Consider the following 13,988-nt stretch of genomic DNA (forward strand, 5'->3'; position numbering starts at 1 on the left):
CGATTGCCCGCGAACTCGCAGGCTGGTCGCCGGTCGCTGGCCGTCCCGCTCCAACTAGGAGTACCTATGAACGCGGCCTGAACCTCCAAGAAGGTGCCCACCGGCCGACCGTGGCAGCGACGTGGCGAGCACGCGGAGCCAACCGGAGACCGACTATGAGCAGGCGCCCAACACGCTCCGACGCCCTATTTTAGGCGCCCGACCGCTCCGGCCAAATAATCGTCATGCGGTACCCAACCCGCGAATATCAGTCTGACCATGCCAGTCGAAAATGACTCGCCCCGCTGCCGCCGATCAACTGCATCGGGCACATAAAGTGAGCGGCCCCGGAACCGAACACCCGGGGGCCGCTCACCTACGACTCCTGAGAGCCAAACCTACATATCAGGCGGGCGGCGCCTCACACGGTCTTCTCGACACCCGAGAACTATTATTAACCGAAGTCAACTTCGTTCGTGAAGTGCATGAGCTCTACTCGATTGCCATCCGGGTCGAGGCAGAAGAGGACGACGGCCGAGGACTCGGGCCACTTGATGTCGAGCCTGGTCTGTTCGAGATAGGTTCCCCCGTGGGTGGTCAAGGTCTCGATCGCTGTGTCAATGTCATTGACATGGAGCGAGAGATGAGTCATGCCGCGGTGGTGCATGGGGCGCACCGCGTGGGCGGAAGCAGGAATGCTCTCCGGAGATTCCAGCTCGATGAGCTCAAGCAGTAGTCCATCCAACCGTAGATACTGGGTGCTGCCCCGCAGATCCACTCCATCGTCCACCCCGATAAGGTCCCGGTGGTCGTTGGTTATCGGCCTCGCGATGCCCTCAGTGAAGCCAAGCCCGTCCCGGTAAAAGGTCACTGCCCGCTTGATGTCCGACACACACAACCCGATATGCGAGAAGCGGAATCCAGCACCCCGCTCGTCGTTAATATTCGCAGTCATAAAGTCCCTTTCGATGATCGGAAGCCGCGACACTCGTCAGAAGTCGCTGTGAAGATACGCTAGAACCGCGTTGCGTCCCGGTCAGCGACTTTTGTCGCACGAGCCCCGACGGGGTTGTGTCAAGAACCTGGGTTCCACAAGTTGATGCTGTTTCAATCGTCGACAGTGTGATCGGTGCTGTTCACAGGTTTTCGGTCTCGTGTCCGGGGCAGCGCTAGCCGATGGGTAGATTCGGTGTGTGAGCCCCCACGTGCGGAAGGTCAAGACGACGTCAGGGGCTACGGTCGTGCAAGTGGCGGCGAAGTTCCAGGACTGGTGCCGGTGATGGAACTTGCGGCCGAAGCCGGCCTGCATGAACTGGCCGGGCAGCGGTTGAGCGTGCCGACAGACAAGGGCGCCAACGCCGGGGCGAAGGTCGCCGCTCTGGTCGCCGGGATGTGCGCCGGCGCTGACAGCATCGACGACATGGCCATCCTCCGCCAGGGGGCGATGAAGCGGCTGTTCAGCGCCTGCTACGCGCCCACGACACTGGGCTCGTTCCTGCGCTCCTTAACCTTCGGGCATGTCTGCCAGATCGAAGCACCATGGCCCCGGACGTTGATCGCGGTGCCGATCAACGTCCGGGTACACCGCAAGCACGACGAGACCACCACCACCACCCTCGCTATCGCTATCGCTATCGCGCACCGACGCAGGATGGCTACCCGAGCGATACTTCCACTTGTGAACCGATGACGCCTACGCCAACTACAGGGCGGGAACGCTGCACCCTGGCACCTCCTTCCCTGGGAAGTCGGGGCTCCTGTGACAAAAGTTGCTGACCGGGGCGCAGCCCGCCTCTAGTCTCTCTTCCCAGAGACCCATGAAGGGCACGGAGAGCACCACGGTGGATAGGCAGATAATAGTTTGATTCATACAGGCATTGGTGCGATAGGTGTCATGTGTGACGTTCTCCAATGCGTTATGTCGAAAGGATGTTGTTCATGAGTGATGGACTGCTCACCGGAAAGTCAGTAATCATCACGGGCGCAGGTCAGGGGCTGGGCGAGGCCTACGCCCGCGCTGCGGCTGTGGAGGGTGCAAACGTGGCGGTGGTTGACCTCGATGGGGTCAAGGCTAGAGCGGTTGCTGAGTCGATCGGAGAAAATGGTGGGTCAGCGATTGCGATCGAGGCGGACATCTCCAGTTGGGACAGTACCGACAGTGTCGTTCGGGCAACGGTAGATGCATTCGGCAAGCTCGATGGCCTGATCAACAACGCTGCCTTCTACGGGCCGGCGAAGGCCGGTGAAGAGACCGAGGCAGAGATCCGGCGTTCCTTCGAGGTGAACGTCTTCGGCGCTCACTTCCTGTCTATTCACGCGCTGCGCGCAATGGGCGAGGAAGGCTCGATTATCAACGTCGTGTCTGGTGCGCAATCGGGCCTGGTGTACACGAGCAGCTATGGGGCGAGTAAGGGTGCCATCGCGTCGCTCACCTACTGCTGGGCGGCAGACATGCAGGCCTCGGGGAACAAAATCCGAGTCAACGCCATCTCTCCGTACGCCAAGACGGTGATGCTGGACCGCACTGTGGAGTTCTATGCCGAGCGCGCAGGAGGTCCTGGAAGCGGTCCCCTCGAGAAGGCCGACTTCCTGGATACCGCACCGGACCCGTCCACCGTCGCACCGATCGCGGTGTTCCTGCTCTCGGACCTAAGCACGGACATCAACGGACAGATTGTGCGTATGGAGGACGGCGACAAACTCTCGCTGGTCACGAAACCTCACGTTCTCGCGCAACCGCTGTACCGGCCGGGCGGATGGACGCCTCGCGATGTCGCGGCTGCCTTTGATGCCGATCTTCGCGGCCGGCTTCAGCCGGTCGGGATCCACTACCTTGACGCGAAGGTCGTTCCCGCTCCTGACGTACTTGAGCCGTTTGTGCTCCCCTCAGCCTAAATGAGTGAGTCCAAGTGGCTGGGTCAGCGTGGGAGCCTTTTTCGAGGAGGTCCGCGTGGACGCCGATCTGAACACCCTTGCCACCTCACTGCATGGAACCATCGATGATCTGATGTTTGTCCATTCATAGCGTGTCCCTGTCCGGTCACGGGTCGAGACCGCACCTAAGATCAGCGACGTGGAGATCGTGACCCTGGCCGTGATCCAGGCCCTGCTGTCTACACCAGCGAGATGCGCTACGCCCGCAAGCACCTGCGAGCACTGTTTCTATATCTGATACGAACAGAGTCGCCGGCGATTCGGAGCGAGTCGGTCACGGGCGAACCTCAACGAAAGGAAAAGAGATGCCGGATTATGACGTGATTATCGTGGGAGGCGGCCTCGCCGGTCTCGTGGCGGCGCGCGAGCTCCGGATGCTCGATCAGCGCGTGTTGCTCTTGGAGGCCAAGGATCACCTCGGTGGGCGGGCGTGGACGGCGGACTGGAATGGCTCTCCCATCGAGATGGGTGCCATGAACGTGCACTGGCTGAACCCACACCTGTGGGCCGAGATCATGCGCTATCGCCTCGAGGTTGTTGAGGTCGGCTCCTTTTCCACGTTCGCGCTCGCGAACGACGACGGTTTGACGCGCCTCGCTGCCCACGAGGCGCTCACTCATCTGGGCAAGGGGCTCGAGGCGTTCTTCCGCGGACTCGGCGAGTCTATCCCTCGTCCATTCGACCCCTGGTTCGACAAGGACGCCCTGGTCGCTATGGACGAGCTCTCCGTCAGCAGTCGCGTGGAGCAGCTGGACCTCACCCGTGAGGAGGCGGCGTGGCTCCAGGCCTGGATGACCGTTCGCACCAGCGGGTTGAGAGATCAAGCCGGGGTATCGTCTCTCGTGAAGCACTACGCGATGGCCGGCCACAGCTTGAATAGGATGCTTGAGATGTCAAGCCGTTTCCGTCTGGCGGGAGGCATGAAAGCGCTGGTGGACAGCATCGCGGCCGATTCCGGCGCCCATATACGGCTGGCATCTCCGGTCGCCCGGATCGTTCACGACGAGACCTCAGTGGCGGTGCACACGGAGGCTGGCGAGACCTACACGGCGTTAGCGTGCATCGTTGCCACGCCGCCGACGATCTGGCCTACCCTCGACGTCGATCCAAAGCTTCCCTCCCAGCGGACCGACGTGGACGAGGTCTATGCGACGCCTCACCTAACCAAAATCTGGGCGCTGGTCGAGGGCGATGTCGAGGATCTGTTCGTGTTGCGCGCAGACCGGACCGATGCCCCGCTGGTGCATGCACGAAAGGACATCGTCCGACCAGACGGTCTCACTACGATCCTAGGCTTCAGTCTCAGCGACGATATCGACACTTGGGACAAGGACAGGCTCGCTAAGGAGTTCGAGACGATCTTCCCGCTTCCGCGTGGGAAGATCGTAGACGTCTTCTCACACAATTGGGGCAGCGACCTGTATGCGCGAGGCGGGCAGCATCACCTCCGGCCCCGCCAACTGTCTCGGGCTGTGCCTTACCTTCAAACCGCGGAGAGTCGTATGGTGTTCGCGAGCGCGGAGCTCGCGAATGCGTTGGTCGGAGTCGACGGCGCACTGCAATCGGGAACCCACGCGGCGCGGCGCGTCGTTGAGCTCCTAACGTTGCATCGCCCGTGAACGATACCCTGCCGCATGGCAACGCCTGTCCCTTGGTCGTGGCAGCCGATGTTGCGCGTGGATCCCGCGTCGCCCTCAGCGACGGGGCGTGGAGGACCGAGATCCGGGGGCGAGCCGGATCGCTAGAGCCCCTAACACAAGCTGGACCTGGACATTGGAGAGGAATTGGACATAGCGGAAAGGATGCTGCACGTGACGCTCGCCCCAGCAGAGGACCAGCTTCATAGTCTTGGCAGGGAGATCGCCCGGTGAGTCCGAGAGCTGGGTCGGCCGTTGACGAATCGGCTGCGTATGCTGAAGAGCGCCAAATGGTGACCGCGTTGATCGCCAAGCAAGCGCTTTACGAGAACATGGTCCGCTATTGCCGCGGGATAGATCGCAAAGACCTTGAGCTTGTAAAGTCGACTTTCTGGCCGGAGTCCACTGACGACCATGGCAGTTTCGTCGGACTCTCCCATGACTTCTGCACTAAGGCATTTGAAGCTCAGAAGGTGTCCTCACACAAGGCCAGTCACTACATTTCTAACATGTTGGTGGAACTCGACGGTGATCAGGCCAAGCGTGAGACCGCGTTTATCTACACCAAGGTGCCGACTGATGGCACCGCGGTCGATCTGCTGTGCGGCCGATATCGAGACTTTTGTGAGCGGCGCGACGGCGAGTGGAAGGTCCTGTCGAGGACGTGTATATGGGATCTCGCGCAGCGGCTGAACCCAGAGTCGGACTACGGCGAGCTGTTCGGTATCCCTCCTAGTTCGAACTTTGGTGCGCTCTACCCGCACGACCCGATCTACGCCGAGCGTTGGTGAGTCGGAACTACGAGGCCAGCGGGAAACGGTGAATGCGAGAAGGCGCGAAGGCAGAATGAACGCCAACCTGCGTACGTGAGCAGAATGGCCCACGTGGAACGTGATGGAACATTGCACCATCGACATATAAACAGGAAGGAGATGCATGCAGAGACTCGGAATAATCGGGAGCGGGAGGATCGGGTCGGCGGTCGCCCGCCTCGCAGTAGCGGCAGAAATACATGTCGTTGTGGCCAACTCCCGGGGCCCAGAGAGCCTGGCCGATTTTATTGCCGAACTGGGGCTTCTGGCATCTGCAGGTTCTGTCCGCGATGCGGCCGAGGCTGGTGATCTCGTACTGCTCTCCGTGCCTCTCACGGCCTACGCGGCGATTCCCACCGAGGGCCTGCAAGGCAAGACGATGTTGGACACCAGTAACTACTACCCGTTCCGGGACGGGCGAGTACCCCAACTGGACAGTCATGGAGTAACCACGAGTGAACTCGTTCAGGCACACTTCGACGGGGTTCCTCTGGTCAAGGCCTTCAACAACATCATGTCGCACCACATCCCTCAGCTGGCCCGCCCAGTCGGTGCTGCTGACCGGAGCGCTCTGCCCATCGCCAGTGATGATGAGGTTGCCAAGGCAGAGGCAGCTGCTCTCATCGACAGGATCGGTTTCGACACCGTCGACGTAGGCCTCTTGGTGGACAGCTGGAAGTTCGAGCCTGAGTCGGATGCCTACACACAGCTCTATCTCGCCGATCCGGATACTCCCATGGAACGGATGCCTGAAGCCCCGTCTGCGCCGGTGCCCGCTACCAAGCTGCAAGCCGCACTCGCTCGGGCCGGGCGTGTCCGGGTGGCGGACCGTAAGTTCTGATGTGTCATCTCCCGAATGGACGTTCGGCGTGCTGACGCAGACACGTCCACGACGAAGGGGCCTGCGGCATTCCCCGAAAGGCGCCGATGACACGAAGTACTGCGATCCGGTCTCACCTCTTCTGTGACGCCGGATCTCAGTACGCCGATCGTCAGAAGAGTGCTTTTCAAAAGGCGTTCATAACAACTGGGGTGACTATATCCCTAATAGCCAGCCAGGCAGACCGCGCAAGATGACATCAGGAGGGCGGTACTGCGCCGGGTTGAAGCTCTCGGCCCCGAGCGGCGTGGTAGCTCTGCTCGAACTCGACGGGTGGGACGTACCCGAGGCTCGAGTGGAACCGTTCATTGCCCGAACCACTCGACCCATGCGGCGGTGGCGTACTCGACGTCCGAGACCGTCTTGTACAGTCCGTCGTGGAAGATCGACGACCGGATGCACTCGTACTTGTACAACCTGTTGATCGTCTCCATCAGCGCGTTGATGCTCCAATAGTTGTCAAGTCCTAATTCTTGCGGGTGGGGTCGATTTTGACGAGGTGGTAGACCTCACGGATGACGTAGCGATTGAGGCACCGGATGATCTCGCGTTTGTTCTTGCCTCTTGTAGTGTCCAGGGTGTCAGCCGGCACAGATCCGCAAGCGTCTTACCGCCGGTACGGATCCAGGTTGGCTCTTTGATAGCGCGCCACGCCGCTGACCACTTGACTTCACGAAGAAATCACCTAGGACTGTCTAAATTCCTTGACACAGCCCAGTTGGGGCTCGTGCGACAAAAGTCGCTGACCGTGATGCAACGCGGCTCTAGCGTATCTTCATATCAACTCGTGATGAGTGTTTCGCTTCCGCGATGAAGGGGAGGGTGAATTGGAACGGTCAAGATCTATGCCGATCTCGGCTCCGGGGTCGCCGGGATCCGTGTCTGCGATGCGGTGCTCGTTGGCGGATTCGACGGCCGCGACTGGCTCGGCGGCCTACTTTCCGAGGACGACATCGTCATCTGGTTATTCGTCCACCCTGTCGCCGCGCCCGCACGCTCGTCGCGAGGGTTGAGGGATCGGACCCGATACAGGCATTGAGCAGCACCGGGCGATCTTCGCAGAACTGCTTTGTGACACGCGGATTGGAGCCTCCAGTCCCGTCGTCCTCGACGATGTGTCGCGCACACAGCGGCTCAAGTTAAACCCCACATCATGAGACACCCCAACCGTGTGTGACTCGCGTCGCGCCGGCCAGGCACTCACCATCAATCAGGTCATAAAGTAGAAGGGCAAGATCGAATGACGACGACACCCAAAGTCGAAGGGCAAGATCGAATGACGACGACACCCAAAGTCGAAGGGCAAGATCGAATGACGACGACACCAAAAGTCAGCGAGTCGGGCCGTTATGGTTTCGCTACCCCGCCATCCGTGCGGACGGCGTCACAATGGTCGCTATCGCGCGTGGCCGGGCCTTCGGCGCTGATCGGCGCAAACGGCATTAGCTTCGGCCCTGACAACCAACTCTATGTTGCCGAGGCGTACGGAAGCGAGATCAGCGCCGTCACGCCAGAGAGTGGAGTGGTCCGAACGGTATGCCGCACGGACGATCCCATCACTTGTCCCGATGACATCGCATTCGGTGCAGACGGTACGATGTACATCGCCGAAATGGAGTTGGGTCGTGTGTCCGCACGTGACAGCCTCGGTGGGCTCAAAGTGATCGACTCGAACGTGCCGGATGCGAACGGTATTACCACTAGCGGAGATCGACTGTTCGTCGGCCAATTCCGGCCCGACGGATGCATTTTTGAACTCTTTCCAGATGGACGAGAACGACGGCTTGTAGCAGAGGGTCTTCAGTGGCCTAATGGGATGAGCGTCGGTACGGATGGTCGACTGTATTTCCCGTCGGTCCTAGCCGGCGAGATTTGGAGTGTGGATCCCGACGACGGGGGGGACCCACATCTGGTCGTGAGCGGGCTCAGCGTGCCCGTGGCGGTCAAAGCGACGCCCGATGGGAACATCGTTACGACTGAGGCCGGGGGTTCGGTCCTCACCATCGATCCGCGAACGGGAGCGACGACAACATTAGCCAGACTCGCTCCTGGCCTAGACAACTGTGCCTTCGGCCCGGATGGGTCGCTGTTCGTTTCGAATATGATTGATGGCCGAATCACGCAAATCACGACTCAAGGCGCGCTCCGAGACGTCGTGCAGCCCGGCTTTATAGGCCCGATGGGGCTTGATGTGTCAGACGACGGCACCCTGTACATAGCCGATGCTTGGAGCTACGCAGCGGTTCAAGCAAACGGCCCTGTGGAGCGCTTGGGAACCTTTATGGACGCTGGGTTTCCCGGCGTTCTCCGATCAGTGGCCTTCGCGGAGGATGGGTCGCTTCTGATGGCAACGACCGCGGGCACTGTCGTCAAGACCGACCCGGGAGGTGGGCACCGGACGCTTGCGACTGGCCTCGGTGACGTCGTGGGTTTGGCGGCCACGGCTGACGGAGCGGTTTATGTCGCTGAATCCTCCGAGGGCAGGCTAGTGCGGATCGATCGCGATGGCGTCATAACAACCGTGGCTTCGGGTCTAGCGCGCCCCATGGGGGTCGCTGTTGCTGCTGATGGGTCGCTCTTCGTGGTCCAAGGGGATGCAGGAATCGTCTCGCGTGTCGACGGTCGCGGAGTGTCGATGGTCATCGACGGACTAGATGACCCGCACGGCCTGGCGGTGAATGGGTCCGACCTGTATGTCTTGGCGCGTGGCAGCCGTAGCCTGCACCACCTTTCGCTCGAATCGGGGGCATCAACAGTCATTGCCGACAATCTGCCCATCGGTGGCGGCGCTGGGGTAACCCCGAAGGTAGTGGGCGGTCTCCCGCCGAATGCACCCGGTCCGTGGACGCCATTCAACGACTTGGCAGCCAGTCCTGACGGCAGTGTATTCGTCGGTTGCGACGGAGATGGCAGTGTACTTCGCTTGGTGCGACGGGACGACGTGTGGGCCTCCCCGAGGGGAAATTGAAGCAACTCAATCAGACAGCTTCGTCGGACGAAACAAAGAAGCCACAATGAATGCTTCCGAAAATCTTCTAGCCGTCGCGAACTCCCAAGTCGACTGCTACAACAGCGACGACCTCGACACTAGGCGCACTCTGATGAGCGAGGACGTCGAAGTGACACACCACAACCGCGGTATCCACCGAGTTGGACCCCCGAAAGGAACCTGATGAATAGCAGCGAGTTTAGAATGCCGGGCCTAGAGGGAAAGGTCGTGGTCTTTGCCGGGGCAGGAGGGATTGCCACTGCGGCAGCCACCTATCTGGGAGCTAGCGGAGCGAAGCTTGTAGTCGGTGATTTACTTCAGGAATCCGCAGAGCGGACCGCGCAAGCCGCGCGGGATGCGGGCGGCGACGCGATCGCTGTGAAGGCGGACCTGTCTGTCGAAAGCGACATCAGGCACCTAGTGGCTGCCGCAATCGAGAAGTTCGGCAAGCTTGATGGCCTCTTTAACGTCGCCGCGGAACTCGCACCCGAGGTCTTTGGTCGGGACACTAAGGTGGCCGACATGCCGTTGGAGGTTTGGCAGCGGACCTTCGACGTGAACTTGACTGGTTTCATGCTGGCTACCAAGTATGCGATGCCACACCTTGTCGAGTCGGGGTACGGCTCGATCGTTAACCTCATGTCTGATGCCGCGTACTTAGTAGGCGTTTCACAACTGGCCTACGCGAGTTCGAAAGCTGGGATCGGGGGCCTGATGCGGCACGTTGCTTCCGTTTATGGGTCCGACAATGTCCGGAGCAACTCCATTGCGCCTGGCATGGTGCTCACTCCTAACGCGATGGCGGTTATTTCTGAGGAGATGCGGGAGGAGCTTCAGCGTGCGACTCCGCTTCCAAGGTTAGGGCGCCCGGAGGATATCGGCGCCATGGCAGCATTCTTCCTTTCCGATCTCTCGGGATGGATTACCGGTCAAGTGATCTCAGTTAGTGGGGGCCAGGTCATGAGAGCCTGACCGGCTCTGTCCTCCGCGCCTGACTTGCGAGGGGTGCGTTGGCACAATCGTGGACGACGAGGAGCCGAACTACTGGGGTTCGGTGAACTGGTGCTCGCGGGCGGAACGCTGGTCGACGGCACCGCTCTCGTTGACAGGTCCTGGGTAACCGATGCGACGCGGCCTCCGGTGAGGACGCCCGCAATGTTCGATGGTTCACGAGTGTTCCCCAGGTTCGCTTATGGTTACGCTTTCTGGGTCTGCGAAGACGGGGTCTACTACTGTGACGGCACCGATGGCCAGTATCTGATCGTCGTACCCGCATCCGAACTTGTGATCGTCACAACGGGTTCCCATCCTGACATGAAGGCGATCACGAGGTACATGCTCGCGAAGGTGGCCGATGCCGCTAAAGCCGTCGAAATCGGGGAAGACGCCCATCTCGATCACCCGGCTTTCACGGTGACGTGGAGGTGGTCGTAGTGACCTCCGGTCACGTCGCTAGGGTCGTGGAGGTGGTCGTAGTGACCTCCGGTCACGTCGCTAGGGTCGTGGATGCCGTGCGCCGTTGTAGGGCCGCCAGCCGTCGCCGTCGCGCCTGACGGACCAGATTTGGCCTTGCCAGATGAGGTATTCAACGCCGAGGATGTCGGCGTTGTCTTTCATCCAGTTCGTGACGGCCCACCCGGCGTCAAGTTGCGCGGCGTTGGGGCGTTGGCCGATCTGGTTTCCGAACGTGATGTCGCAGGCCCTTCCGAGGGGGTGCTCGGACTTGGTGCCGGGGCGGGGCGAATAGCAGCCCCATCCAGTCTCCGGGTAGGCGGCGAGGGTCTGCTGGTAGAGGTGCAGCAGGCGCGAGGTGATCTGACCCGAGCTGGTGGGATCGTCGACAAGCCGGTCAGGGTCACCGTCAACACCCGCGGGCGTGCCCGCGGCACCCGCCGTGCGGCAGGCGGCGGGTGATCCGCTTGTCGCTTCGGGAAGGTTCGCGGCGCCGTCGTGGTTGAGCCAGGCTGCGGCGTCGATGGCTTCGCCGTCGGTGCCGCCAGGGCGGACCTCGAAATGCAGATGCGCGCCGGTGGAGTCCCCCGAGCTGCCGACGTCGCCGATGTGCTGCCCAGCCCGCACCTGATCGCCGGGTGTGACTTGGATGCCGTGCTGCCGCATGTGCGCGTAGGCGGTCGCCACCGTTTGTCCGTCGATGGTCTGCTCGATCAGGATGAGCCCGCCGTATCCGCCGGAGAATTCTGCGGTGGAGACGGTGCCGTCGGCGGCGGCGAGGATCTGGGTGCCGTCGGGTGCTGCGAAGTCGGTGCCGGTGTGTATCTTGCATTCACCGGTGACCGGGTGCATGCGCATCCCGAACGGCGAGGTCAGCACCCAGGTTCCTTCGGGTAACGGGAACACTACGCGTGACGACGATGACGTCGCGCCGACGATGCCCGCAGGTGTGACGGTGCTACTAGTGGTGAGGATGGTCTCGGCGACGGGTTCGTTGTTGTGGTAGCGATCGGGGTCGGCGGAGACTTCGACGGCTTGGGCGGCTTCGCCGGGGTCCATCTGCTGCCAGTCGAGGATGTCGAGCAGACCGCGCGGCGACGGGTAGTTCGGTCCGGTAGTCGATGCGCCCGGCCCTGGACCCGGTCCTGGCCGCCAGGAATGTGATGAGCATCCGCCACGTATCCCGGTAAGCGCAGATGGTGTGTTCGGACAGGTCTCGTCGCGAATCAGTCTTCCAGTGATCTTGGAGCCAGCCGCAGAACTGACGCAGCAGATACGCAACCGTCGTGAGCCGAAACCCCAGGGCCCGGCGCCGGGCCAGGTAGACGTCCAGGTCGTCGTAAAGGCTCATCGCGGCACCTGCCCGAACGGCACCGTCAGCGTCCGCAACGACGCAACATCGACCCTGGCGGAGACCCGCGTGCTGACAGCGCTGCGATGGCCCAAGAGCTCCTGCGCCTGGACCAAAGTCCCGCCGGTCGCGATGACGTTCATCGCCGCTTGTGCCGCAGCCGGTGAGTGTGCACCATCCCCAGCCCGGCCTCCTGCGGCCCCGGCAGAGGCAGCGTTAGCGGGTTGCCGGTCTTCTGCTGCACGAGTCCGACCGTCCCGGCGCGCCAGTCGATGTCTGGCAATCGCAGGGCAATGATGTCACAGGCCCGCAGACCCGTCATCAGCGCCAGCAGGGTGACCGCGGCGTCCCGGCTGCTGACCGGCCCCGGCGACGCGCACGCGTTGCCAACCCGTCGCACGACCTCGTCAGCACAACGGGCAGGATCAGGTGGCTGCGGCGCATTCCCAGCAGATTCACCGCCTCAAGAAGGTCCAGGCGTCCGGTGAACTTCAGGAACGGGCGGAAGTTCGACACCACCCAGAACAAGGACGATGCCGCCCACCTCTCCAACAAGGACGCGAAGAACCCTGTGACAGTGCCCGGACCGGCCTCGTCCAGGCACCGAATCCCTTGGTCCTCCAAATACACAAGATAGCCGCGCGCGACCCGCCCGTAGGCTTCCCGGGTCGCCGGAGCCAGCTCCCGAACAGCCAGGTCCTCTTCCCACCTGGTCGCGAGCCTGATCAACTCCCTGGATCCCGGATGACGTTCGCCACCGCCACGGGTGCGCGGAGTCAACACCACCTCCCCGGAGCGCAGGTAGGAATCGAACACACCCACCAGGCGATTGTAATCGAAGCGCCGCTGGGCGCTGAAGCGACCGGTCCGCGGGCTCGTCGTCATCGCCGCGAACTCGGAGCCCAGCTCCGGTGTTTATACCCCGCCGCGATCGGCGGCGACCCGGTCAGCGCCCTGATGCTCGTCCGGTACTGACCAATTGTTGATTCCTGGTAGCCAGCTGCGTGCAGCGCCGCTGTGACGACCGCGCCGCGATGTTCCACTGTTGTCGTATCCATGACCTTTGCCTTTCCGATAGACGCATGGATGCGGCGGACGCTAGCGCCACACACCCGGAACGTTAAGCCGCGAATTCTCAGCCAACCGCGCCGGCACAGGCCAAGCCCGGATTCCCCGGCTTAACGCAAACCTCGGCATAATCGGAGTGGTGGATCAAGCCGTCATTGACCGGTTGGTCGGCGTTCTTGCGGGACCAGATAGCCATGTCGAGGCAGGTTTGGACCAACGGGGTGGTCTTCTCCGATGCGACGTTGAAGGCGACGGTCTTCTGGGAGAACACATCGAATACGAAGGCCGTGTATACGAATCCGGACCAGGTCCTGACATAGATGAAGTACGTGATCCAGGCCCTGTTCGGCGCCGGCGCTGTGAAGTTTCGGTTGAGCACGTCTCCGGCGCGGACAGCATCCTTTGGAGGCCTGGTCGTGCGAACACGTTTCAGCCTTACGGCCCCGCGCATGCCTTCCTGGCGCATGAGCCGCTCCACGGTGCAACGTGCTACCGCCTTGTGACCGTTGCGGCGCAGCCAGTGCCACATCTTCTTGTGTCCATGGATACTCTCCGGAGCCGCTTTCTCTTCGTTGCGGCCATGCCGTGTCCGCAGGACATCAACGATGCAGGCGTCGGTCACAGAGCGTCCGGAGGCACCGCGGTTGAGTGCGGCGTAGTAGGTGGACGGGGCGATCTGCGCGCCGATCTCACTTAGCGCCATGCAGATCCGCTCGACCCCGTATTCCTTCTGATGCTTGGAAATGAAGCTCGCAAGCTGCGGTGTCCCGGGTCGAGCTCCCGGGCGAAGAACGACGCTGCAGATTTCAGGATTTCGTTCGTGCGCTTGAGTTCGCGGACTTCCCGCTCAAGAGCCTTGATGCGCTCCTGTTCGGCTGTGGTTGTC

The 13,988-nt window shown here is 61.7% G+C and carries 12 protein-coding genes and 3 pseudogenes; 9 read left to right on the top strand and 6 right to left on the bottom strand.

Going from position 1 to position 13,988, the window contains the following annotated elements:
• Positions 1 to 433 precede the first annotated feature (433 nt).
• Positions 434 to 934 (bottom strand): VOC family protein, encoded by a 501-nt coding sequence (locus ACFVVC_RS04300; RefSeq protein WP_387449585.1) that lies wholly within the window; start codon positions 932 to 934, stop codon positions 434 to 436.
• 324 nt (positions 935 to 1,258) lie between these two features.
• Here ACFVVC_RS04300 and ACFVVC_RS04305 point away from each other — a divergent pair.
• The 6 genes and pseudogenes from ACFVVC_RS04305 to ACFVVC_RS04330 all read left to right on the top strand — a co-directional run.
• Positions 1,259 to 1,537, top strand: a pseudogene (locus tag ACFVVC_RS04305) (IS1380 family transposase); the annotation flags it as partial.
• A 380-nt stretch (positions 1,538 to 1,917) separates the two neighbouring features.
• Positions 1,918 to 2,874, top strand: coding sequence for an SDR family NAD(P)-dependent oxidoreductase (locus tag ACFVVC_RS04310; RefSeq protein WP_387449588.1), 957 nt, complete (start codon positions 1,918 to 1,920; stop codon positions 2,872 to 2,874).
• Between the two features lie 4 nt (positions 2,875 to 2,878).
• Positions 2,879 to 3,004, top strand: coding sequence for a hypothetical protein (locus ACFVVC_RS04315; protein WP_387449590.1), 126 nt, complete (start codon positions 2,879 to 2,881; stop codon positions 3,002 to 3,004).
• A 214-nt stretch (positions 3,005 to 3,218) separates the two neighbouring features.
• A complete protein-coding gene (locus tag ACFVVC_RS04320; protein ID WP_387449592.1) occupies positions 3,219 to 4,532 on the top strand; it encodes a flavin monoamine oxidase family protein in 1,314 nt (437 codons plus the stop codon).
• A gap of 308 nt (positions 4,533 to 4,840) precedes the next feature.
• Positions 4,841 to 5,341 (top strand): nuclear transport factor 2 family protein, encoded by a 501-nt coding sequence (locus tag ACFVVC_RS04325; protein ID WP_387449594.1) that lies wholly within the window; start codon positions 4,841 to 4,843, stop codon positions 5,339 to 5,341.
• 145 nt (positions 5,342 to 5,486) lie between these two features.
• Positions 5,487 to 6,203, top strand: a complete 717-nt coding sequence (locus tag ACFVVC_RS04330) for an NADPH-dependent F420 reductase (protein ID WP_387449596.1) — start codon at positions 5,487 to 5,489, stop codon at positions 6,201 to 6,203.
• A gap of 238 nt (positions 6,204 to 6,441) precedes the next feature.
• Here the strand turns inward: ACFVVC_RS04330 and ACFVVC_RS04335 are convergent.
• Positions 6,442 to 6,685 (bottom strand): annotated as a pseudogene (locus tag ACFVVC_RS04335) (integrase core domain-containing protein); the annotation flags it as partial.
• A 797-nt stretch (positions 6,686 to 7,482) separates the two neighbouring features.
• Here ACFVVC_RS04335 and ACFVVC_RS04340 point away from each other — a divergent pair.
• The 3 genes from ACFVVC_RS04340 to ACFVVC_RS04350 all read left to right on the top strand — a co-directional run bounded on the left by ACFVVC_RS04340 (position 7,483) and on the right by ACFVVC_RS04350 (position 10,665).
• Positions 7,483 to 9,210, top strand: a complete 1,728-nt coding sequence (locus ACFVVC_RS04340; RefSeq protein WP_387449598.1) for an SMP-30/gluconolactonase/LRE family protein — start codon at positions 7,483 to 7,485, stop codon at positions 9,208 to 9,210.
• 204 nt (positions 9,211 to 9,414) lie between these two features.
• Positions 9,415 to 10,203 (top strand): SDR family NAD(P)-dependent oxidoreductase, encoded by a 789-nt coding sequence (locus tag ACFVVC_RS04345; protein WP_387449600.1) that lies wholly within the window; start codon positions 9,415 to 9,417, stop codon positions 10,201 to 10,203.
• 183 nt (positions 10,204 to 10,386) lie between these two features.
• Positions 10,387 to 10,665 carry a hypothetical protein gene (locus ACFVVC_RS04350; protein ID WP_387449602.1) on the top strand — a complete coding sequence of 93 codons (279 nt, stop codon included), beginning with the start codon at positions 10,387 to 10,389 and terminating at the stop codon, positions 10,663 to 10,665.
• Here ACFVVC_RS04350 and ACFVVC_RS04355 read toward each other — a convergent pair.
• The 4 genes and pseudogenes from ACFVVC_RS04355 to ACFVVC_RS04370 form a co-directional block, all read right to left on the bottom strand.
• Positions 10,629 to 11,796 (bottom strand): annotated as a pseudogene (locus tag ACFVVC_RS04355) (M23 family metallopeptidase); the annotation flags it as partial. The gene ACFVVC_RS04350 and the pseudogene ACFVVC_RS04355 sit on opposite strands and share 37 nt — an antisense overlap.
• 377 nt (positions 11,797 to 12,173) lie before the next feature.
• Positions 12,174 to 12,434 (bottom strand): tyrosine-type recombinase/integrase, encoded by a 261-nt coding sequence (locus tag ACFVVC_RS04360; RefSeq protein ID WP_387449604.1) that lies wholly within the window; start codon positions 12,432 to 12,434, stop codon positions 12,174 to 12,176.
• Positions 12,356 to 12,919, bottom strand: coding sequence for a hypothetical protein (locus tag ACFVVC_RS04365; protein ID WP_387449876.1), 564 nt, complete (start codon positions 12,917 to 12,919; stop codon positions 12,356 to 12,358). Before ACFVVC_RS04365 ends, ACFVVC_RS04360 begins: the two co-directional genes overlap by 79 nt.
• A gap of 250 nt (positions 12,920 to 13,169) precedes the next feature.
• A complete protein-coding gene (locus tag ACFVVC_RS04370) occupies positions 13,170 to 13,805 on the bottom strand; it encodes a DDE-type integrase/transposase/recombinase (protein WP_387449606.1) in 636 nt (211 codons plus the stop codon).
• Positions 13,806 to 13,988 lie beyond the last annotated feature (183 nt).

The organism is Pseudarthrobacter sp. NPDC058196, from assembly GCF_042882685.1.
Classification (GTDB): domain Bacteria; phylum Actinomycetota; class Actinomycetes; order Actinomycetales; family Micrococcaceae; genus Arthrobacter.

Excerpts from the sequence above, each read along its gene's own strand:
- ACFVVC_RS04300 (WP_387449585.1), bottom strand. The coding sequence starts at position 934 with ATGACTGCGAATATTAACGACGAGCGGGGTGCTGGATTCCGCTTCTCG.
- ACFVVC_RS04310 (WP_387449588.1), top strand. The coding sequence starts at position 1,918 with ATGAGTGATGGACTGCTCACCGGAAAGTCAGTAATCATCACGGGCGCA.
- ACFVVC_RS04320 (WP_387449592.1), top strand. The coding sequence starts at position 3,219 with ATGCCGGATTATGACGTGATTATCGTGGGAGGCGGCCTCGCCGGTCTC.
- ACFVVC_RS04325 (WP_387449594.1), top strand. The coding sequence starts at position 4,841 with ATGGTGACCGCGTTGATCGCCAAGCAAGCGCTTTACGAGAACATGGTC.
- ACFVVC_RS04330 (WP_387449596.1), top strand. The coding sequence starts at position 5,487 with ATGCAGAGACTCGGAATAATCGGGAGCGGGAGGATCGGGTCGGCGGTC.
- ACFVVC_RS04340 (WP_387449598.1), top strand. The coding sequence starts at position 7,483 with ATGACGACGACACCCAAAGTCGAAGGGCAAGATCGAATGACGACGACA.
- ACFVVC_RS04345 (WP_387449600.1), top strand. The coding sequence starts at position 9,415 with ATGAATAGCAGCGAGTTTAGAATGCCGGGCCTAGAGGGAAAGGTCGTG.
- ACFVVC_RS04350 (WP_387449602.1), top strand. The coding sequence starts at position 10,387 with ATGTTCGATGGTTCACGAGTGTTCCCCAGGTTCGCTTATGGTTACGCT.
- ACFVVC_RS04365 (WP_387449876.1), bottom strand. The coding sequence starts at position 12,919 with ATGACGACGAGCCCGCGGACCGGTCGCTTCAGCGCCCAGCGGCGCTTC.
- ACFVVC_RS04370 (WP_387449606.1), bottom strand. The coding sequence starts at position 13,805 with ATGGCGCTAAGTGAGATCGGCGCGCAGATCGCCCCGTCCACCTACTAC.